Origin of the sequence: Clavibacter michiganensis (assembly GCF_016907085.1) — a bacterium.
In the GTDB taxonomy this organism is placed as follows: Bacteria; Actinomycetota; Actinomycetes; order Actinomycetales; family Microbacteriaceae; genus Clavibacter; species Clavibacter michiganensis_O.
This window is the reverse complement of the sequence record NZ_JAFBBJ010000001.1, coordinates 3273043-3294035: the sequence shown is the minus strand read 5'-3', so window position 1 is coordinate 3294035 and position 20993 is coordinate 3273043. Positions and strand designations below refer to the sequence as shown.

General features: G+C 72.4%; 20 protein-coding genes. 8 read left to right on the top strand and 12 right to left on the bottom strand.

The genetic code is table 11. The annotated features are described in order from the left end of the window. Window positions 1-79 precede the first annotated feature (79 nt). Both JOE38_RS15530 and JOE38_RS15525 read left to right on the top strand, forming a co-directional pair. Entirely contained in the window at window positions 80-718 is a 639-nt protein-coding gene (locus JOE38_RS15530; protein WP_204577070.1) for a MerR family transcriptional regulator, read from the top strand. Next, window positions 691-1749: a hypothetical protein gene (locus JOE38_RS15525; protein ID WP_307838900.1), complete on the top strand. Its 1059-nt coding sequence runs from the start codon at window positions 691-693 to the stop codon at window positions 1747-1749. Before JOE38_RS15530 ends, JOE38_RS15525 begins: the two co-directional genes overlap by 28 nt. Here JOE38_RS15525 and JOE38_RS15520 read toward each other — a convergent pair. From JOE38_RS15520 to JOE38_RS15510, 3 genes are all read right to left on the bottom strand, one after another. Then, window positions 1698-1970 (bottom strand): PTS sugar transporter subunit IIB, encoded by a 273-nt coding sequence (locus JOE38_RS15520; protein ID WP_204577069.1) that lies wholly within the window; start codon window positions 1968-1970, stop codon window positions 1698-1700. The genes JOE38_RS15525 and JOE38_RS15520 overlap by 52 nt on opposite strands. Further along, window positions 1967-2416: a PTS sugar transporter subunit IIA gene (locus tag JOE38_RS15515; protein WP_204577068.1), complete on the bottom strand. Its 450-nt coding sequence runs from the start codon at window positions 2414-2416 to the stop codon at window positions 1967-1969. Before JOE38_RS15515 ends, JOE38_RS15520 begins: the two co-directional genes overlap by 4 nt. A 66-nt stretch (window positions 2417-2482) precedes the next feature. Next, entirely contained in the window at window positions 2483-3601 is a 1119-nt protein-coding gene (locus JOE38_RS15510; protein ID WP_204577067.1) for an adenosine deaminase, read from the bottom strand. Between the two features lie 102 nt (window positions 3602-3703). Here JOE38_RS15510 and uriH point away from each other — a divergent pair, with 102 nt between their 5' ends. Then, entirely contained in the window at window positions 3704-4639 is a 936-nt protein-coding gene (gene uriH / locus JOE38_RS15505) for a uridine-preferring nucleoside hydrolase UriH (RefSeq protein ID WP_204577066.1), read from the top strand. A 57-nt stretch (window positions 4640-4696) separates the two neighbouring features. Here the strand turns inward: uriH and JOE38_RS15500 are convergent, their stop codons facing one another. From JOE38_RS15500 to JOE38_RS15465, 8 genes are all read right to left on the bottom strand, one after another. Then, a complete protein-coding gene (locus JOE38_RS15500) occupies window positions 4697-5995 on the bottom strand; it encodes a thymidine phosphorylase (RefSeq protein WP_204577065.1) in 1299 nt (432 codons plus the stop codon). Then, window positions 5992-6423, bottom strand: coding sequence for a cytidine deaminase (locus tag JOE38_RS15495; protein WP_043584543.1), 432 nt, complete (start codon window positions 6421-6423; stop codon window positions 5992-5994). The genes JOE38_RS15500 and JOE38_RS15495 overlap by 4 nt, the downstream gene beginning before the upstream one ends. Continuing rightward, complete coding sequence (locus JOE38_RS15490) at window positions 6420-7724, bottom strand: ABC transporter permease (RefSeq protein ID WP_204577064.1); 1305 nt, start codon at window positions 7722-7724, stop codon at window positions 6420-6422. Before JOE38_RS15490 ends, JOE38_RS15495 begins: the two co-directional genes overlap by 4 nt. Further along, window positions 7721-9082 (bottom strand): ABC transporter permease, encoded by a 1362-nt coding sequence (locus tag JOE38_RS15485; protein ID WP_204577063.1) that lies wholly within the window; start codon window positions 9080-9082, stop codon window positions 7721-7723. The genes JOE38_RS15490 and JOE38_RS15485 overlap by 4 nt, the downstream gene beginning before the upstream one ends. Continuing rightward, window positions 9079-10620 (bottom strand): ABC transporter ATP-binding protein, encoded by a 1542-nt coding sequence (locus JOE38_RS15480; RefSeq protein ID WP_204577062.1) that lies wholly within the window; start codon window positions 10618-10620, stop codon window positions 9079-9081. Before JOE38_RS15480 ends, JOE38_RS15485 begins: the two co-directional genes overlap by 4 nt. An 81-nt stretch (window positions 10621-10701) precedes the next feature. After that, window positions 10702-11796: a BMP family lipoprotein gene (locus JOE38_RS15475; RefSeq protein WP_204577061.1), complete on the bottom strand. Its 1095-nt coding sequence runs from the start codon at window positions 11794-11796 to the stop codon at window positions 10702-10704. 150 nt (window positions 11797-11946) lie between these two features. Beyond that, on the bottom strand, window positions 11947-13020 hold the full coding sequence (locus tag JOE38_RS15470) for a BMP family lipoprotein (protein WP_204577060.1): 1074 nt from the start codon (window positions 13018-13020) through the stop codon (window positions 11947-11949). 74 nt (window positions 13021-13094) lie between these two features. Next, window positions 13095-14216, bottom strand: a complete 1122-nt coding sequence (locus JOE38_RS15465; protein WP_012037660.1) for a mannose-1-phosphate guanylyltransferase — start codon at window positions 14214-14216, stop codon at window positions 13095-13097. 117 nt (window positions 14217-14333) lie between these two features. On the opposite strand from JOE38_RS15465, the gene JOE38_RS15460 reads away from it, so the two are divergent. From JOE38_RS15460 to JOE38_RS15440, 5 genes are all read left to right on the top strand, one after another. Continuing rightward, the gene (locus JOE38_RS15460) at window positions 14334-15509 is read left to right on the top strand and encodes a glycosyltransferase family 4 protein (protein WP_204577059.1); all 1176 of its coding nucleotides are present in this window, start codon (window positions 14334-14336) and stop codon (window positions 15507-15509) included. A 143-nt stretch (window positions 15510-15652) separates the two neighbouring features. Continuing rightward, a complete protein-coding gene (sdhC, locus tag JOE38_RS15455) occupies window positions 15653-16087 on the top strand; it encodes a succinate dehydrogenase, cytochrome b556 subunit (RefSeq protein WP_307838899.1) in 435 nt (144 codons plus the stop codon). 2 nt (window positions 16088-16089) lie between these two features. Next, window positions 16090-16554 (top strand): succinate dehydrogenase hydrophobic membrane anchor subunit, encoded by a 465-nt coding sequence (locus tag JOE38_RS15450; protein ID WP_045526948.1) that lies wholly within the window; start codon window positions 16090-16092, stop codon window positions 16552-16554. Between the two features lie 33 nt (window positions 16555-16587). Continuing rightward, window positions 16588-18411, top strand: a complete 1824-nt coding sequence (gene sdhA / locus JOE38_RS15445) for a succinate dehydrogenase flavoprotein subunit (protein ID WP_086520802.1) — start codon at window positions 16588-16590, stop codon at window positions 18409-18411. 59 nt (window positions 18412-18470) lie between these two features. Continuing rightward, entirely contained in the window at window positions 18471-19232 is a 762-nt protein-coding gene (locus tag JOE38_RS15440; protein ID WP_012037655.1) for a succinate dehydrogenase iron-sulfur subunit, read from the top strand. A gap of 88 nt (window positions 19233-19320) precedes the next feature. Here JOE38_RS15440 and ptsP read toward each other — a convergent pair whose 3' ends face one another. Continuing rightward, complete coding sequence (ptsP, locus tag JOE38_RS15435) at window positions 19321-20976, bottom strand: phosphoenolpyruvate--protein phosphotransferase (protein ID WP_204577058.1); 1656 nt, start codon at window positions 20974-20976, stop codon at window positions 19321-19323. Between the last annotated feature and the right edge of the window lie 17 nt (window positions 20977-20993).

Genomic DNA, 20993 nt, shown 5'->3' with positions numbered 1-20993 from the left:
AGCCGCGGGCCGTCATCGGCCCGCGGCTCTTCTCGCACGCTCACTGGTAGTGACGCTATCAGTGCGCTACCCTCGTGGCATGCGCATCACCGAGCTGGCCGAGGCCACGGGCGTGGCCCCCGCCACGGTCAAGTACTACGTCCGCGAGGGCCTGCTCCCCGCGGGCACGCGCGTGAGCGACAACCGCACCGACTACGACGAGGAGCACGCGCGGCGCGTCCGGCTGATCCGCGCCCTCATCGACGTGGGACGGCTGCCCGTCGCGCGCGCCCGCGAGGTGCTCGCGGTGCTCGACGACGACGCCCGCCACGTGCAGGACGTCTTCGCGGTGGCGCAGGACGCGCTGACGCCGGGCCCGCCGGCCATGGATCCCCCGCCCGTGGACGCGCTCGCCCGCGTCGACGCCGTCACCGCCGACGCCGGCTGGTGCGTGCTCGAGGGGCACGCCGGGCGCGCCCAGGCCGCGCGCGCCGTCGACGCGTTCGCGCGCTCGGGCCACCCGATGGACGACGCCTACCTCGCGCGCTACGCGCAGGCCGCGGCGATCCAGGCCGACGCCGACCTCGCGGCGGTGCGGGCCCGCCCCGATCGCACGGCCATGGCCGAGCTCATGGTCGTCGGCACCGTGCTGGGCGACCAGCTGGCGGCGGGCCTCCGCCGGATCGCGCAGGCGACGGTCTCGATGCCCGCGTGGCCGACGACGGGCGGCGCGTCGTGATCCGGCGCGCGTACGACTGGCACCGGCCGCTGATGGCGGTCGCCGCGCTCATGGCCGTGGTCGCGGCGGCGTGCCTCGCGGGCGGCCTGGTCGACGACCGCGTCGTGACGGGCGCGCCCGTCTGGGACAAGCCCGCCAAGTTCTCGCTGTCGATCCTCGTCTACGCCGTCTCCTGGGCCTGGCTCATCGCGCACCTCCCCCGCTTCCGGCGCACGGCCCACCGGCTGGGCACCGTCGTGGCCGTCGCGCTCGTCGTGGAGCAGGCGGTCATCGTGGGCGCGGCGGCCGCCGGGACGACGAGCCACTTCAACATCTCCAGCCCGCTCGCGACGACGCTGTGGGCCGTGATGGCCGCGTCGATCACCGTGCTCTACCTCTGCACGTTCGTCACGAGCCTCGCCGTGCTGCGGCTCCGGCTCCCCGACCCGGCGCTCACCCTCGGGATCCGCGCGGGGGCCCTCATCGCGCTCGTCGGCATCGGGCTGGCCTACCTCATGACGTCGCCCACCGCTGCCCAGCTCGCCGACTTCCACGGCGTCGCCGGGGCCCACACGGTGGGCGCGGACGACGGAGGTCCCGGCATCCCCGTGCTCGGCTGGAGCACGACGGCGGGCGACCTGCGGATCCCGCACTTCGTCGGCATGCACGCGCTGCAGCTGCTGCCGATCGCGGCCCTCCTCCTCGGCGCGGCCGGGCGTCGGATCCCCGCGTTCGCGCCCGACCGGGTGCGCATGCGGCTGACGGCGATCGCGGCGATCGCCTACCTGGCGGCGATCGCGATCGTCACGGTGCAGGCGCTCCGCGGCGAGCCCGTCACGTCGCCCTCTGCCGGGATCGCGGCGGCGGCCGTCGCGGTGGCCGCCGCGGCCCTCGTCGCGGCGCTGGTGGTGGTGCTGCGCGGAGACGCGCGCACGTCGGCCGCCGGAGACGCGGGGCATCCCGACGAGGCGCAGGCCCCGCCGACGGGCGGGCCGCCCGCTCAGCCCAGCGCGGCGTCGAGCTTGGCCGAGATCTCCTCGAGGTCGAAGTAGTTCTCGATCACGACGACGTCGGCGTACGTGGCCCCGATGCGGTCCACGAGCTCCGGCGACGTGAGGATCACCTGCGCATCCTCGCCGAGGGAGGCGACGCTCGCGAGGTCGGCTGCGGTCACGTCCGCCTCGATGCCGAGCCGCGCGAGCGCGCGCTCCGCGTTGACCTTGAGGATGCCGGACGTGCCGATCCCCACGCCGCAGATCGCGACGACCTTCATGCGCTCTCCTCGCCGGCCATGACGCGCCGGACCTCGTCGACGGTGGTGGCGGCGCGCAACCGCGGGATGGCGGTGGCGTCGTTGAAGATGTTCGCCATGTCGGCGACCGAGGACACGTGGCGGTCGACCGTCGTGACGGCGAGCCCCACGATCACGTCGACGGGGTCGTTGTGCGCGTGCCCGAACGCCACCGGCTCCGTGAGGGTGACGACCGCCAGACCGTCGGCGAGCGTCTCGGGACCCGGCCGGGCGTGCGCGAGCGCGAGCCCCGGGGCGATGACGACGTAGGCGCCGAACTCGTCGACGACGCGGATCATGGCCTCCCCGTACTCCGGGGTGGCCGCGCCCGAACGGACGAGCGCGTCGCCCACGAGGCGCACGGCGGCGCGCCAGTCGGCGGCCTCGGCACCGAGTGTGACGGCGTCGTCCGGGAGCGGTGGGAGCACGGGGTGCGGCCTCTCTGTCGGGGCGGGCTGGCGGGACGAGCGGGACGGGAGGCCTCGGGCCTCGCGCTACAGGCGGGCGAACCCGTCGGAGATGATGTCGGCGAGCGCCTCGCGCTCCTCCAGCGGCAGGAAGGCCGCGGCGGCCGCGTTGAGCTGGAAGGCCTCGTGGTCGTCGAGGTCGTAGGCGAACGCGTCCGTGAGGAGGGCCAGCTCCCGGCTGATGCTCGTGCCGCTCATGAGGCGGTTGTCGGTGTTCACGGTGACGGCGAAGCCGAGCTGGTAGAGCAGGTCGAAGGGGTGGTCGACCATCGCGTCGCCCCACGCCTCGATGGCACCGGTCTGCAGGTTCGACGAGGGGCTGAGCTCGAGCGGGATGCCGCGGTCCTTGACCCACTGCGCGAGCGTGCCGAGGGTGACGAAGACGTCCTCGCCCTCCTCGCTGTCGATCTCGATGTCCTCGGCGATCCGCACGCCGTGGCCGAGGCGGAGGGCCCGGCCGTCGAGGAGCGCGCCGCGGATGGACTCGAGGCCGTCGGCCTCGCCCGCGTGCACGGTGCGGGGCATCCACTCGCGCGCCAGCAGGTCGAAGGCGCCCTGCATGCGGGACGGCGGGAAGCCGGCCTCGGGACCCGCGATGTCGAAGCCGACGACTCCGCGGTCGCGATGGCGGATGGCGAGCTCGGCGATCTCGGTGCCGCGGTCGAGGTGGCGCATGGCGCTGACGAGCTGGCCGACGCGGATGGATCCGCCCGCCTCCTCGACGCCGCGCACGGCCTCCTCGATGCCGGACTGCACGGCCTCGACCGCCTGGTCGAGCGAGAGGCCCTTCGTGAGGTGCTGCTCGGGCGCCCAGCGGATCTCGCCGTAGACGACGCCGTCGTCCGCGAGGTCCTCGACGAACTCGCGCGCCACGCGCGCCAGGTGCTCCTCGGTCTGCATGACGGCGATGGTGACGTCGAACGTCTTGAGGTACTCGACGAGCGACCCGGAGTCGGCGCTGGTGCGGAACCACTCGCCGAGCGCCTCGGCGCCCTCGGCGGGCAGCTCGAGGCCGATCTCGTGGGCGATCTCGACGATCGTCCCGGGGCGGAGGCCGCCGTCGAGGTGGTCGTGCAGGGAGACCTTGGGGAGGTCGCGGAACGACCCTCCGCCGGGCAGCGTGGAGTCCTCGGGAGCGATCGTCATGGGACGAATCTACTAGCCTCGACGCGGCCCACGCCGAGGTAGTAGGCACACGAACCATCGGTGCGCGAGACGTCGGAGGGCCGCGACCCGGCCGGAGGACCCATGCCCACCAAGATCCTGATCGACTGCGACCCGGGGCACGACGACGCCCTCGCCCTGATGCTCGCCCACGGGAGCCCCGAGGTGGAGCTCGTCGGCATCACCACCGTCGCGGGCAACCAGACGCTGGAGAAGGTGACGCGGAACGCGCTGGCGGTCGCGACCGTCGCGGGGATCCACGGCGTCCCCGTCGCCGCGGGCTGCGCGCGCCCGCTCGTGCGGCCCGTCATGACGGCGCCCGAGATCCACGGCGAGACCGGGCTCGACGGGCCCGAGCTGCCCACGCCCGCCGTCGCGCTCGACCCGCGGCACGCGGTGGACCTCATCATCGAGACGGTCATGGCGCACGCGCCCGGCGAGATCACGCTGGTGCCGCTCGGGGCGCTCACGAACATCGCGCTGGCCGTGCGCCGGGAGCCGCGCATCGTCGAGCGCGTGAAGGAGGTCGTGCTCATGGGCGGCGGCTACCACCACGGCAACCGCACGGCCGTGGCCGAGTTCAACATCGCGGTCGACCCCGAGGCCGCGCACATCGTGTTCGGCGAGGCGTGGCCCGTGACCATGGTGGGCCTCGACCTCACCTACCAGGCGACGGCGACCCCCGAGGTCATGGCGCGCATCGCGGCGCTCGGCACGCCCGCGGCGCGCTTCGTGGTCGACTCGATGGAGTCCTACGGCCGCGCCTACCACGACCGCCAGGACTTCCCGAGCCCGCCCGTGCACGACCCGTGCGCCGTGGCGCGCGTCATCGACCCGCGCCTCGTCTCGGTGCGGCGCGCGCCGATCTCCGTGGAGCTGACGGGCACGCTCACGACCGGCATGACGGTGGCGGACCTCCGCCGGCCCGCTCCCGCCGACTGCACGACGCAGGTCGCCGTCGAGCTCGACCACTCCGGGTTCTGGGACGTCGTGGTCGACGCGCTCGCGCGCATCGGCTGAGGCGCCGCGCGGCCCGCCCCGGCCGACCCGTGTCCTCCGAGGACGGCCGGCGGCGGATCAGCCCTCGGCGGTGATGCGCTCCCGCACGAGCGGGCCGCGCGCGACGTGCCCCTCCGGGTCGCCGACGCGGTACGCGCCTTCGAGCGACTCCAGCGCGCGGGCGAACCGCTCGGGCTCGTCGGTCGAGAGCGTGAAGAGCGGGTCGCCGCGGCGGACGCGGTCCCCCGGCTTGGCGTGCAGGTCGACGCCCGCGGCGTGCTGCACCGCGTCGCCCTGGCGCGCGCGTCCGGCGCCGAGGCGCCAGGCGGCGATGCCGAACGGGAGGGCGTCCTGCTGCACGAGCACGCCGTCGCGCTCCGCGGTGACCACGTGGGTCTCGCGCGCCACGGGCATCGCGGCGTCCGGATCCCCGCCCTGGGCGCGCACGGTGGCGCGCCAGGAGTCCATGGCCCGGCCGTCGCGGAGGGCGACGTCGACGTCCGCGTCGGGGATCCCGACCGCGGCGAGCATCTCCCGCGCGAGCGCGAGCGTGAGCTCCACGACGTCGGCGGGGCCGCCGCCGCTCAGCACCTCGACGGACTCGCGCACCTCGTTGGCGTTGCCGATGGCCAGTCCCAGCGGCACGTCCATGTCGGTGAGGAGCGCGGTGGTCCGCACGCCGGCGTCGGTGCCGAGCTCGACCATGGTGCGGGCGAGCTCGCGGGACCGGTCGATGTCGGTCATGAAGGCGCCGGATCCGAACTTCACGTCGAGCACGAGCGCGCCCGTGCCCTCCGCGATCTTCTTGCTCATGATGCTCGACGCGATGAGCGGGATGGCCTCGACCGTGCCCGTGGTGTCGCGCAGCGCGTAGAGGCGCTTGTCGGCGGGGGCGAGGCCGCTGCCGGCCGCGCAGATCACGCCGCCGTGGTCCTTCATCTGCCGCACCATCTCCTCGGTGGAGAGGTCGGCGCGCCAGCCGGGGATCGACTCGAGCTTGTCGAGCGTGCCGCCCGTGTGGCCGAGGCCGCGGCCGGACAGCTGCGGCACGGCGACGCCGTAGGAGGCGACCAGCGGCATGAGCGGGAGGGTGATCTTGTCGCCCACGCCGCCCGTGGAGTGCTTGTCGACCGTGGGCTTGCCGAGCTGCGAGAAGTCGAGCGTCTCGCCGCTCGCGATCATGGCGAGCGTGAGGTCGCGGATCTCGGTGCGGTCCATGCCGCGCAGCAGGATCGCCATCGCGAGCGCTGCCATCTGCTCGTCCGCCACGTAGCGGTCGGTGTAGGCCGCCACGAGCCAGTCGATCTCGGCGGTCGAGAGGCGGCCGCCGTCGCGCTTGGTCCGGATGAGGTCGACGACGTCGAACGCGGCGCTCACGAGCGGTCCCCGTACGCGTTCAGCGTGCTCGGGCCGAAGGCGTCAGGCAGCACCTCGTCGATCGTCCGGATCCCCGACACGGTCTCCAGGAGCATGCCCGGCACCGCGTGCTCGAACAGCAGCTGCCGGCACCGCCCGCAGGGCATGAGGATGTTGCCGTCGCCGTCCACGCAGGTGAAGGCCACGAGCTGGCCGCCGCCCGTGAGGTGCAGCACGGAGACGAGCGCGCACTCGGCGCAGAGCGTCAGGCCGTAGGACGCGTTCTCGACGTTGCAGCCGGTGATCACGCGGCCGTCGGTCGCGATGGCCGCGACGCCCACGGGGAAGCGCGAGTACGGGACGTACGCGCGGCCCATGGCCTCGTGCGCCGCCTCGCGGAGCGATCCCCAGTCGATGCCGCCCGACTCGACGGGCTCCACGGCGCTCACGACTTCACGTAGGGCTTGCCGGCGGCGGCGGGTCCGCGCACCTGCCCCACGAGGCCCGCGACGGCGGCGATGGTCACGACGTACGGCAGCATCAGCATGAACTCGCTCGGCACCGGCGATCCGATGACGCCGAGGACGTTCTGCAGGTTGCTCGCGAAGCCGAACAGGAGGGCCGCGAGCGTGGCGCGCAGCGGATCCCACCGGCCGAAGATGACGGCGGCCAGCGCGATGAACCCCGCGCCCGCGGTCATCTCCTTGTTGAAGGCGCCGACGGACCCGAGCGTGAAGAACGCGCCGCCGAGGCCCGCGATCGCGCCCGCGAGGGACACGTTCCAGAAGCGGGTCGCGGAGACCTTGATGCCCACGGTGTCGGCGGCCTGCGGGTGCTCGCCCACCGCGCGGAGGCGGAGGCCCCAGCGCGTGTGGAAGAGGCAGTACCAGACGAGGAACACGGCCACGTACATGAGGTACACGATGATCGTCTGCCGGAAGAGCACGGGTCCGATGATCGGGATCTGGCCGAGGATCGGGATGTCGATGCGGTCGAAGCGCGGCGGCGAGTTGAGCGTGCCCGGGTCGGCCGAGAGCACCTGCGAGAAGAGGAAGCTCGTGAGGCCCGTGACCAGCACGTTGAGCACGACGCCGACGATGACCTGGTCGACCAGGTACTTGATGGCGAACGCCGCGAGCACGAACGACACGAGCATCCCGGCGACCATCGCGGACGCGAGGCCGATGAGCGGCTGACCCGTGATCGAGGCGACCACCGCGGACACGAACGCGCCCGCCAGCAGCTGGCCCTCGATCGCGACGTTGACGACGCCCACGCGCTCCGAGAGCACGCCGCCGAGCGCGCCGAAGATCAGCGGCACCGACAGGGCGACCGTGCCGACCAGGAGGCCGGGCACCGGGATCGTCTGGCCCGCGGACGCCCAGGTGAGGAACGCGACGAGGAAGAGGATCGCGAACACCGCGGTGAACCACAGCGGCACCTTCGCCGACCGGCGCACCAGCAGCACGGACAGCACGGTCAGCACGGCGAGCGCCACGGTGACGACGACGCCGGTGGCGGCGGTCGGCAGCACGAGGGGCGCCAGCTGGATGAGGTCGGTGCCGGTCGAGAGGCCGAACGTGCTCGACCCCTCGCGTCCCAGCAGCACGAACAGGACCAGCGAGATCACGGTGAAGACGCCGAAGGCGACGGGCGCCTTCCAGCTGGTCGCGACGGCGCGCTCGAGCGCGGCGGCCGCGGGGTCGTGCGGCGCGGGAGACGCCGCCTGCGTGGGGGTCGTCGCGGTCATGAGGCGATCGCCGCCTTCCGGGTCCGGGTGGTGCGACGCGCCTGGCCCGGCGCGGGGAGGCGGAACACCGCCCGCACGAGCGGGGGCGCCGCGATGAACAGGACGATGAGCGACTGGACGACCACGACGATGTCGATGGGCACGCCCTCGGCCGCCTGCATCGAGAAGCCGCCGGCCTTGAACGCGCCGAACAGGATCCCCGCGACGAACACGCCCCACGGCCGGCTGCGGCCGAGCAGCGCCACCGTGATGGCGTCGAAGCCGATGCCCGCGTCGATCCCCGAGCTGAAGCCCGTGGTGACCGTGCCGAGCACCTGGCTCGCCCCCGCGAGGCCCGCGAGCCCGCCGGAGATGAGCATGGCGTAGAGATACGAGTTCTTGACGTCGATGCCGGCGACCCGCGCGGCGCTCGGGTTCTCGCCCACCGCGCGGAAGCGGAAACCGAGGCCGGAGCGGTTGAGGAGGTACCAGACGATCACCGTCGCGATGACGACCACGAGGAAGCCTGCGTGCAGCGAGTACCCGTCGCCGAGGAGCGCCGGGAAGATCGCGGTGTCCTGCATCGCGGGCGTCTTCGGGTTGTTCGACCCGGGCGCCTGCAGCAGGCCCGGCGTCCGCAGCAGGTAGGAGAGGAGGTAGAACGCGACGTAGTTGAGCATGATCGTGACGATCACCTCGTGGGCGCCGGTGCGCGCCTTGAGGAGGCCGACGATCCCGCCCCACACCGCGCCGCCGACGATGCCCGCGCCGACGGCGAGCACGAGGTGGATCACGGGCGGCAGGTCGAAGCTGAAGCCGACCCAGCCGGCGCACGCGGCGGCGATGAGCATCTGGCCGCGGGCGCCGATGTTGAACAGCCCCACGCGGAACGCGAGCGCGACGCCGAGGCCGGCCGCGATGAGCGGGGTGGCGAACGTCAGCGTCTCGGTCAGCGGCTTGATGCCGTTCGCGAAGCCCGGCCGACGGAAGTTGTAGATCGACCCCTGGAAGAGCGCGGAGTAGGCGCCCGACGCGGCGTCCCAGCCGGCCCGGAGCGTGTCGAGCGGGCGGCTGAAGAAGTACCCCGCCGCCTTCTGCGTCTCCTCGTCGGTGACGGCGATGAGCAGCGCGCCGACCACGAGCGAGAGCACGACCGCGAGCACCGACAGCAGCGCGCTGCCGCTCGCGATCTCGCGGAGCACCTGGCCGGCGCGGGATCCCCCGTCGCCGTCGGCGCTCGCCACGGCAGGCACGCCCGCGGGCGTCTCGGAGCGGGTGGGGTCGCCCACGGATCCGGCCTCGCGGCCGGACGCGGGCAGCTGCCCCGCGGACGGGTCCTCGGGCCCCTGGCCCTCGGGACGAGTGGTGTCGTCGGTCATGCGGTGCGCCCTCCGGCGGTCGTGGTGGTGGGGACGGATGCGGGGACCTCGCCGGCCATCATCAGGCCGAGCACATCGCGCGGGGTGTCGCCCGGGACGATGCCGACGATGCCGCCGCGGTACATCACGGCGATGCGGTCGGCCAGCGCCGCGACCTCGTCGAGCTCGGTGGAGACGACGATGACGGGCAGGCCGCGGTCGCGCGTCTCGACGACGCGCGTGTGCACGAACTCGATGGATCCCACGTCGAGGCCGCGGGTGGGCTGTGCCGCGACGAACAGGCGCAGGTCCCGGCTGAGCTCGCGCGCGAGCACGACCTTCTGCGCGTTGCCGCCGGAGAGCCGGCCGACGTGCGTGTCGATGCCCTGCGTGCGGATGTCGAACTCGCGCACGCGATCGCGGGCGAACTCGTCGAGGTAGCCGAGCTTCAGGGATCCGGCGACGACGAACGGCGGGCTGTCGGAGCGGTCGAGCATGAGGTTCTCGGCGATGGTGAACTCCGGGACGAGCCCGTCCTCGTTGCGGTCCTCGGGCACGAAGCCGACGCCCGCGTCGAGCACCCGGCGGACGGAGCGGCCCGTGAGGCGCGTGCCGTCGAGGTCGATGGTGCCGGACACGCGCGGCTGCAGCCCCAGGATCGCCTCCGTGAGCTCGGTCTGCCCGTTGCCCTGCACGCCCGCGATGGCGAGGATCTCCCCCGCGTGCACCTCGAAGCTCACGCCGTCGACGACCACCTGGCCGGCGGCGTCGATCACCGTGAGGTCGCGCACCACGAGGGCGGCGTCGCCGGGCGTCGCCGGCTCCTTCGCCACCGTCAGCGACACGCTCCGGCCGACCATCAGCGACGCGAGCTCGGCGTTGCTCGCGGTGGGCTCGGCCTCGCCGACGACCTTGCCGAGGCGGATCACCGTGATGCGGTCCGCGACCTCGCGCACCTCCCGCAGCTTGTGGGTGATGAAGACGATGCCCGTGCCGGCGTCCCGCAGCTGCTTCATGATGACCATGAGCTCGTCGGTCTCCTGCGGCGTGAGCACGGCCGTCGGCTCGTCGAACACGAGCACCTCGGCGTCGCGTGACAGGGCCTTGATGATCTCGACGCGCTGCTGCACGCCGACGGGCAGGTCGGCGACGAGCGCGTCCGGGTCGACGTCGAAGCCGAAGCGGGCGGAGATCTCGCGCACCTTCGCGCGGGCGCCGGCCAGGTCGAGCCGGCCGCCGAGCTTCGTCTCCTCGTGCCCGAGCATGACGTTCTCCGCGACCGTGAAGACGGGGATGAGCATGAAGTGCTGGTGCACCATGCCGATGCCGGCGGCCATGGCGTCGCCGGGTCCGGCGAAGCGCGCCACCCGGTCGTCGAGGAGGATCTCGCCCTCCTCGGCCTGGTACAGGCCGTAGAGCACGTTCATGAGCGTGGACTTGCCTGCGCCGTTCTCGCCCAGGAGGCAGTGGATCTCCCCCGGCTGGACCACGAGGTCGATGTGGTCGTTGGCGACCAGGGCGCCGAAGCGCTTGGTGATGCCCCGCAGTTCGAGCTTCATCGGATCAATCCGTTCGGTGGGTCGGGTGGACACGCGGCGGGGGGACCGGCGCCTGCCGATCCCCCCGCGGTGCGTTCGATGCTACTTCGTCAGAGACGACGGCGACTCGACCGAGATCGAGCCGTCGATGATGCCGGCCTTGATCGTCTCGAGCTCGCCCGAGAGGTCCGACGGGACCTCGGACTCGTAGTCGTGGAACGGGGCGATGTCCACGCCGCCGTTCTTCAGCGTGCCCACGTAGGGGGTCGCGTCGAACTTGTCGTCCGCCGCCGTCTTCACGACGTCCTCGACGCCCGCGTCGATGCCCTTGAGCACCGAGGTGAGGAAGAGGTCCTTGAGGTCGGGCGCGGTCTCGTACGCGTCGGAGTCGACGCCCACCATGACGACCTTCTTGTCGCTGGAGTCGCGGATGGCCTCGCCGGCGCTGAGGAAGATCGGTCCGCCGACGGGCATGATGACGTCCGCGCCCTGGTCGATCAGGGTCTGGGCGGCGGTCTTGGCCGTCTGGTTGGCGACGAACTCGCCGGTGAACGACCCGCTCTGGCTCGCGACGTCCCAGCCGATGGCCTTGACGTCCTTGCCCTTCTGCTCGTTGTAGTAGTTCACGCCGTCGACGAAGCCGTCCATGAAGATCGTGACGGTCGGGATCTGCAGGCCGCCGAAGGTGCCGACGGTGCCGGTCTTCGAGTAGGCCGCCGCGGAGTAGCCCGCGAGGAACGCGGCCTCGCTGGTGTTGAAGGTGATGGGCTTGACGTTCGGGGCGTCGATCGAGGCGTCGTCGATGATCGCGTACTCGATGTCGGAGTTCGCGGCCGCCGCCTCCTTGGTGGCGTCCGCGAGCAGGAAGCCGACGGTGACGATGAGGCCGCAGCCCTGGTCGGCGAGGTTGGTGAGGTTCGGCGCGAAGTCGGTCTCGGCAGCCGACTCGACCGTCTTCGGGGTCTCGAGGCCGAGGTCGGTGGCCGCCTTGGTGAGGCCCTCGAAGCCGAGCTGGTTGAACGACTTGTCGTCGAATCCGCCGGAGTCGGAGACCATGCAGGACACGAGGTCGCTCTTCGCGGCGCCGCCGGTGCCTCCCGCGGTCGACTCGGGGGCGGCGCCGCAGCCCGCGAGGATCGCGGTGATGCCGACGGCGGCGAGACCGCCGAGGGCGGCCTTTCGGGTGGTGATGGTCACTGTGGCCTCCAGGTGCAGCCCGGGTCAGCCGGGCGATGTGCGTTCATGTTACCCATGCACGGGAATGCATCCCGTGCCCCGATCGGGCCCCCGCGCGCAAGCGTTATCGATCCGGGACGGCCCCGAAACACCGCGGCAACACGGGCTCTGCTACGGGGTCGAGACCGACTTCACCTGCACGTCGCCGGACACGATGCGGGCCTTCAGCGCGTCGAGCTCGGACTGCAGCTCGGGCGACACCGCGGCGGCGAGGTCGTGGTACTGCGCGAGGCCCACGCCGCCGTTCGCGAGCGTGCCCACGTACGGCTCCGACGTGAACGACCCCTTCTGGTCGTCGGCCACGATGTCGACCACGGCCTGGCCCGTGTCCTTGAGCACGCTCGTGAGCAGGAGCGGCCGGTACTCGGCGGGCAGCGTGTCGTAGCCGTCGTTGTCGACCCAGATGAGCTTGCCGCTGCCGTGCGCGAGGATCGCCGAGGCCGCGCCCTCCCCCACCTGGCCGGCGACCGGCATGATCACGTCGGCGCCCTGGTCGAGCAGGTTCTGCGTGGTGGTCTGGCCCTTCGACACGTCCTCGAAGTCGCCGGTGAAGGTGCCGTCCTGCGCGGCGGCGTCCCAGCCGAGCGCGACGACGCTCGTGCCGTGCGCCTGGTTGTACGCGGCCACCCCGTCGACGAAGCCGTCCATGAAGAGGGTGACGGGCGGCTGGTTGCCGCCGCCGAAGGTGCCGACCTTGCCCGTCTGGCTCACGCCCGCCGCGAGGTAGCCCGCGAGGTAGGACGCCTGCGCCGTGTCGAAGACGAGCGGCTTGACGTTCGGGGCGTCGACGACCTCGTCCACGATGGAGAAGTGCACGTCCGGGTTCTCCGCGGCCGCCGCCGACGTGGCCTCCGCCAGCTCGTAGCCGACGGTGAGGATGAAGCCGCAGCCCGTGCCCACCGCCTGCTCGACGTTCGGGGCGAGGTCCGTCTCCGAGGTCGAGACGAGGACGTCGGCCTGGATCCCGAGCTCCTTCTCCGCGCGCTGCAGCCCCTCCCAGCTCGACTGGTTGAAGGAGCGGTCCTGCAGGCCGCCGGAGTTGGTGACCATGCGGGCGCAGTAGTCGCTCGCGGCGGCCGAGGTGGTGCCGGTCTCGGGGGCCGCGCCGCACCCGGCGAGGGCCGCGGCGGAGAGGAGGGCGATGGGCAGGATGGCGGCGCGGACGGCGCGGCGGGTGCGGGGCATCCCCGGAATCTAACGGCGGCGCTCCCGGCCCCTTCCGGCCGCGGAGAGCGCCCGGAGGGTTCGTTACCCCTTCGTTACAGGACGTCCGTCCCGCCGCTGAGCTTGAGCGCGTCCACCACGCTCTTGACGCGCTGCGCGTTCTCCTTGGTGGTCACGAGCAGGGCGTCGGGGGTGTCCACCACGACGATGTCGCGCACGCCGATGAGGCTGATCACGCGCTTGCTGTTGGCCACGACGATGCCGCTCGACGCGTCGGACAGGACGCGCGCGTCCTCCCCCAGGATCACGAGGTCGGACTTGCGGCCGCTGGAGTGCATCTTGGCGACGGAGGCGAAGTCGCCCACGTCGTCCCAGGTGAAGCGGCCGGGGATCACGGCGAGCGCGCCCCGGGCGGCGGCGGGCTCGGCGACGGCGTAGTCGATCGCGATCTTCTTGAGGTTCGGCCACACGCGGTCGACGACGAGACCGCGGTCGGCGGTGTCCCACGCCTCGGCGAGCTCGAGCACGCCCTTCAGCAGCTCGGGCTCGGTGCGGCCGAGCTCCTCGAGCAGGCGGTCCGCGCGGGCGATGAACATGCCCGCATTCCAGAGGTGCGTGCCGCCCTTCACGTAGCCGCGGGCGACGCCGATGCTCGGCTTCTCCACGAACGACGCGACCTCGAGGGCGTGCGGGGCGTCCGGGATGCTGAGCGCCTTGCCGGTGTGGATGTAGCCGAAGCCGGTGGCAGGCTCGGTGGGCGTGATGCCGATGGTGGTGATGTAGCCGGCGTCGGCGGCGATGACGGCCTCGCGCACGGTGTCGCGGAAGCGGTCCGGGTCGGCGATGACGTGGTCGGCCGCGAACGAGCCGATGATGACGCCCGGCTCGCGGCGCTGGAGGATGGCCGCCGCGAGCGCGATCGCGGCGGTGCTGTCGCGCCCCTCGCTCTCGAGGACCACGTTCGGGTCGGTGAGCTCGGGCAGCTGGGCCTCGACGGCGGCGCGGTGGGCGCGGCCGGTGACGACCATGATCCGGTCCTCGCCGGACAGCGGGGCGAGACGCTCCCACGTGTCGCGGAGCAGCGTGCGGCCGGAGCCGGTGAGGTCGTGCAGGAACTTCGGGGCGTCCGCGCGGGACAGCGGCCAGAGGCGGGAGCCCACGCCCCCCGCGGGGATCACGCTGTAGAAACGGGAGATCGCGCTCGTCTGCTCGGTCATGGGCCCACACTATCGGCACCCTGGGAAACAGCCGGATGCGCCGAGTTCACGCGACGGCAACGGGGCGTTCACGGGGCCGCGGCGACGGCGTCGGCACCCGTGCCTAGCGTCGAGGGCATGCGCGTAGCCGTCGTCAGCGAGAGCTTCCTCCCCACCGTCAACGGCGTGACCACGAGCGTCTGCCGGGTGCTCGAGCACCTGCGGGACCGCGGGCACCAGGCCATCGTGATCGCCCCGGACGCCGGCGCCCCGTCCGAGTTCGCGGGCTTCCCCGTCCACGGCGTGCCCGCCTTCGCCTACCGGCAGTTCCCGGTCGGGATCCCCAACCCCCAGGTGCTGCGCCTCCTCACCGACTTCGCGCCGGACGTGCTGCACGCCGCGTCGCCCCTCTTCCTGGGGGCGCAGGCCATCGCCGCCGCGACGCGCATCGACACGCCCTCCGTCGCCATCTTCCAGACCGACGTCGCGGGCTACGCGCGCCGGAACAGGCTGGCCGCGACCGCGCCGTACGTGTGGCGGCTCGTGCGCTGGATCCACCAGGGCGCCGACCTGACCCTCGCGCCCTCGAGCGCCGCGGCCGCCGACCTCGCCGCGGCGGGCGTCGAGCGCGTCGCCCGCTGGGGCCGCGGCGTCGACCTCGACCGCTACCACCCGCGCAACCGGGCCATGGAGGACGCGGTCGCGCTGCGGCACCGCGTCGCGCCGGGCGGCGAGACGGTCGTCGGCTACGTGGGGCGCATCGCCCCCGAGAAGCAGCTCGAGCGCCTCCAGGCCCTCCGCGGGATCCGCGGCGTGCGCTTCCTCATCGCCGGCGACGGCCCGAGCCAGGCCTCCGCCCGCCGCGCCCTGGCGGGCATGCCCGTCACGTGGCTCGGCCGCGTGGGCGGTCGCGAGCTCGCGGCCGCGTACGCCGCCATGGACGTGTTCGTGCACACCGGCACCGAGGAGACGTTCGGCCAGACCGTGCAGGAGGCGCACGCGTCCGGCCTCCCGGTGGTCGCGCCGCACGCCGGCGGCCCCATCGACCTCGTCGACCACGGCACGGACGGGTTCCTCTTCGATCCCGCCTCACCGCGGGACGCGCACCTGCGACGGCTGGTGGACGAGCTCGTCGCGAGCGAGCCCATGCGCCTGCGGATGGGCGAGGCCGGTCGACGGGCGGTCCTCGGCCGCTCCTGGGCCACGATCGGCGACGAGCTCATCGGGCACTACGGCCGCGCCGTCTCGGCCCGCCGCTCGGCGCTGCACGCGAACGACGCCGCGGGCGCCGGGCCCGTCCCCGTCGTCGCCTGATCAGGGCCCTCCGGCGGACGTCGACGCTTAGGGTGCCCTAACGGGTGACCGCGCGGACCCGGGCCGTAGACTCGACGGCGACGCGCAATGTCGGCGCGAAGGCGCTCCGCCCACGGGGCACCAGCATCAGGGAGGGTCGTTCCGTGTCCATCAAGACGGCAGGAACCCGCGAACCGCACATCGCTCGCGCACCGAAGGTCCCCGCGGGGACGCTGTACCGGGGCCGCGAGGGCATGTGGTCATGGGTGCTGCACCGCATCACCGGCGTGTCCATCTTCTTCTTCCTCCTGGTGCACGTGCTCGACACGAGCCTCATCCGCGTGAGCCCCGAGGCGTACAACGCGGTCATCGGGACCTACAAGAACCCCGTCATGGGCATCGGCGAGGTCGCGCTCGTCGGCGCCATCGGGTTCCACGCGCTCAACGGGCTGCGGATCATCCTCATCGACTTCTGGCGCTTCGGCGCCAAGCACCAGCGCCTCATGTTCTACGTGGTCATCGGGCTGTGGGTCGTGCTCATGGCCGGCTTCGTGCCGCGCCACCTCATCAACGTGTTCAGCGAAGCGGGATGGATCTGATCATGAGCGACATCGCACAGCAGGTGAGCATCGAGCGTCCCCGCCAGCCCCGGCAGCCGCGCAAGCAGGGCGGCGTGAACTGGGAGAAGTGGGGCTGGATGTACATGCGCGCCTCGGGCGTCGTGCTCGTCGTGCTCATCTTCGGCCACCTCTACGTCAACCTCATCAACGGCGAGGGCATCAAGGCCATCGACTTCGCCTTCGTCGGCGGCAAGCTCTCCGACCCGTTCTGGAAGGTGTGGGACATCGCGCTGCTCTGGCTCGCGGTCATCCACGGCGCCAACGGCATGCGCACCCTCGTGAACGACTACGCCGCGTCGCCCCGCACCCGCACGATCCTCAAGGGCGCGCTCGTGACGTCCACGGTCGTCCTGCTGGTGCTCGGCACGCTGGTCGTCTTCACCTTCGACCCGTGCCCCGCCGGCCAGCCCGCCGACCTGCTCCCCTCCTTCTGCGGCGACCTGTAGCCCGCTTCCCCATCCGCCTCGAGAAAGAAGCCCGTGACCACTGACACCGCGACCCCCGGTTCCGAGCCCTCCGCGAGCACCATCGTGGACGGCGTCCACTACCACCAGTTCGACATCGTGATCGTGGGTGCGGGCGGCGCCGGCATGCGCGCGGCGATCGAGGCGGGACCGCAGGCGAACACGGCCGTCATCTCGAAGCTCTACCCCACCCGTTCCCACACGGGCGCCGCGCAGGGCGGCATGGCGGCCGCCCTCGCGAACGTCGAGGAGGACAGCTGGGAGTGGCACACCTTCGACACCGTCAAGGGCGGCGACTACCTCGTCGACCAGGACGCGGCGGAGATCCTCGCGAAGGAGGCCATCGACGCGGTCATCGACCTCGAGAACATGGGCCTGCCCTTCAACCGCACGCCCGACGGCAAGATTGACCAGCGCCGCTTCGGCGGCCACACGGCCGACCACGGCAAGAGCCCCGTCCGCCGGTCCTGCTACGCGGCGGACCGCACGGGCCACATGATCCTGCAGACGCTGTACCAGAACTGCGTCAAGTTCGGCATCAACTTCTTCAACGAGTTCTACGTCCTCGACCTCGTCATGGCGGAGGTCGACGGCAAGGAGCAGCCCGCGGGCGTCGTGGCCCTCGAGCTCTCCACCGGCGAGATCCACGTCTTCCAGTCCAAGGCCGTGATCTTCGCGACCGGCGGCTTCGGCAAGATCTACAAGACGACCTCGAACGCGCACACGCTCACGGGCGACGGCGTGGGGATCATCTGGCGCAAGGGCCTGCCGCTCGAGGACATGGAGTTCTTCCAGTTCCACCCGACCGGCCTGGCAGGCCTCGGCATCCTCCTGTCGGAGGCGGCCCGCGGCGAGGGCGCGATCCTCCGCAACAGCGAGGGCGAGCGCTTCATGGAGCGGTACGCCCCCACCATCAAGGACCTGGCTCCCCGCGACATCGTGGCGCGCTGCATGGCGACGGAGATCCGCGAGGGCCGCGGCGCGGGACCGAACAAGGACTACGTCTACCTCGACATCACGCACCTGGAGCCCGCCGTCATCGACGCGAAGCTCCCGGACATCACGGAGTTCGCGCGCACGTACCTCGGCGTCGAGCCGTACACGGAGCCCGTGCCCGTGCTGCCGACCGCGCACTACGCGATGGGCGGCATCCCCACCAACATCAAGGCCGAGGTCCTCTCCGACAACACGACCGTGGTTCCCGGCCTCTACGCGGCCGGCGAGTGCGCGTGCGTCTCGGTGCACGGATCCAACCGCCTCGGCACGAACTCGCTCCTCGACATCAACGTCTTCGGCAAGCGCGCGGGCAATTACGCGGCCGAGTACGTGAAGACGGTCGACTTCACGCCGCTTCCCGCCGACGCGGCCGACTTCGTCAAGGGCCTCGTCGAGGGCGCGCGCAACTCCAACGGCACCGAGCGGATCTCGACGCTGCGTCGCGAGCTGCAGGAGTCGATGGACCGCAACGCCCAGGTGTTCCGCACCGAGGACACGCTGATCGAGGTCACCAAGGTGATCGCCGACCTGCGCGAGCGGTACACGAACATCCAGGTGCAGGACAAGGGCCAGCGCTTCAACACGGACCTGCTCGAGGCCATCGAGCTCGGCTTCCTCCTCGACCTCGCGGAGGTCGTCGTCTACTCGGCGATGTACCGCAAGGAGAGCCGCGGCGGGCACTTCCGCGAGGACTTCCCGAAGCGGGACGACGAGAACTACATGGTCCACACCATGGCGTACCTCACCGGCGACGCCCACAGCACGGACGCCGGCGACCACATCAAGCTCAGCACCAAGCCCGTGGTCATCACGAACTACCAGCCGATGGAGCGGAAGTACTGACCCCTCGGGTCAGCGCCGCCGCACATCACCGCATCACCGATCGGAATAGGACCGCACACGTGAGCACCGCAACACTGGACGCACCTCCCGCGGGAGAGGCCTCGGCCATCCCCACCTTCACGGTGACCCTCATCATCCGCCGGTACCTGCCCGGCCAGGACGCGGAGCCGAGGTGGGAGGACTTCGACGTCGAGGTCTACCCGACCGACCGCATCCTCGACGCGCTGCACAAGATCAAGTGGGAGCAGGACGGGTCGCTGACCTTCCGCCGCTCCTGCGCGCACGGCGTGTGCGGATCCGACGCGATGCGCATCAACGGCCGCAACCGCCTGGCCTGCAAGACGCTCATCAAGGACCTCGACATCTCGCAGCCCATCTACGTGGAGGCCATCAAGGGCCTGCCGCTGGAGAAGGACCTCGTCGTCGACATGGAGCCGTTCTTCGAGTCGTTCCGCGACGTGCAGCCGTTCCTCATCTCCAACACGAAGCCGGAGAAGGGCAAGGAGCGGATCCAGTCCGCGGCCGAGCGCGCCCGCTTCGACGACACCACCAAGTGCATCCTCTGCGCCGCGTGCACGTCGTCCTGCCCCGTGTTCTGGACCGATGGCCAGTACTTCGGCCCCGCCGCCATCGTCAACGCGCACCGCTTCATCTTCGACTCGCGCGACGAGTCGAACGTGCGCCTCGACATCCTCAACGACAAGGAGGGCGTGTGGCGCTGCCGCACGACCTTCAACTGCTCCGAGGCGTGCCCGCGCGGCATCCAGGTGACGCAGGCGATCGCCGAGGTCAAGCAGGCGATCATGCGCGGCAAGGCGTAGCGCCTCCGCTCCCCCGCACCACGAAGGCCCCGCAGCTCCTCGGAGCGGCGGGGCCTTCCGCCTGAGCGGGCGGAGTCAGAGCGCGGGTCTACCGGGCGACGAGGATCCGCTCGGCGGCAGCACGGGCCTCGGCTGCGGTGCGCGCCGTGAGCACGGCCTCGGCGGCCGTGCGCGCGTCGTCGAGGGTGCGGTGCGACAGCTCGAGGCGGACGTCGGCCAGCGCCGCCGGGGTCATCGAGAGGCTCGTGGCACCGAGGCCGACGAGGACCACCGCGAGGAGCGGATCCGCCGCCGCCTCGCCGCAGATGCCGACGGGCGTGCCGGTCGCGCGGCCGGCGTCGCCGAGGGCGCGCACGAGGCGGAGGACCGCCGGGTGCCACGGGTCCTGGTAGGAGGCGACCGAGCCGAGCAGGCGGTCCGCCGCCATCGTGTATTGCGTGAGGTCGTTCGTGCCGACGCTCACGAAGTCGGCGACCTCCACGACCTGGTCGGCGAGGAGCGCGAGCGACGGCACCTCCGCCATGACGCCGACCGTGCGGAGGCCGAGCTCGCGGCCGAGCTCGACGAAGTACGCCGTCTCCTCGGCGTCGGCGACCATGGGCGCCATGACCCAGAGGTCGGCGTCGGTGGCCGCGTCGGCCGCCGCCAGGGCGGTGAGCTGGTCGCGGAGGATCTGCTCGTGCGCGCGGAGGGCACGCAGGCCGCGGAGGCCCAGCGCGGGGTTCTCCTCGTCGGCGTCGGTCAGGAAGGCGAGGGGCTTGTCGGCGCCGGCGTCGAGCGCGCGGACGACGACCTTGCGGCCCGGGAAGGCCTCGAGGAGCGCGGTGTACTGCGCGGTCTGCGCGGCGACGGACGGGGCCTCGGCGGCGTCGAGGAACAGGAACTCGGTGCGGAACAGACCGACGCCCTCGGCGCCGAGCTCGACCGCGCGCGCGGCCTCGGCCGGGGATCCGAGGTTGGCGAGGAGCGGGACGGGGGTGCCGTCGGCGAGCGCGCCGTCGGTGACGGGGGCGGCGAGCGCCTCCTCGCGGGCGCGGATCCGGCGGACGGCGTCCTCGCGCTCGGCGTCGGACGGGTCCGCGATGACGAGGCCGGCCGCGGCGTCGACGACGACCTCGGTGCCCTCCACGAGGTCGGCCGCGCCCGTCGCGCCGACGATGGCGGGGATGGAGCGGCTGCGGGCGAGGATCGCGGTGTGGCTGGTGGGGCCGCCGTCCGTGGTGACCAGGGCGAGCACGCGGTCGAGCTCGAGGAGGGCGGTGTCGGCGGGCGCGAGGTCGCGCGCGACGAGGACGAAGGGCGCGTCCGCGGTGGGGATGCCGGGCGCGGGCACGCCGCGGAGGCGGGCGATGACGCGCTGCGCGACGTCGGCGAGGTCCGCCGCGCGCTCGGCCATGTAGCCGCCCATGCCCGTGAGGAGCTCCTGGAAGGTGGCGAACGCCTCGAACACGGCGCGCTCGCCCGAGCGACCCTGGCCGACGAGGCGGCCGACCGAGTCGAGGAGGGCGGGATCGCGCGCCATGAGCGACTGCGCGTCGAGCACGTCCTTCGCGTCGCCGCCGGCGCGGGCTCCGCGCGCGGCCAGGTCGTCGGCCGTCGCGGCGAGGGCGTCGGCGACGCGGGCGACCTCGGCGTCGGCGTCGCCCGTGAATGCCTCGGTGCCGGGCTCGGGCAGCGGGTCGGGCATCCGCATGACGGGGCCGGTGGCCACTCCGTGTCCTACTCCGATGCCGGTGATGCGCACAGGGACTCCCTCGCTCG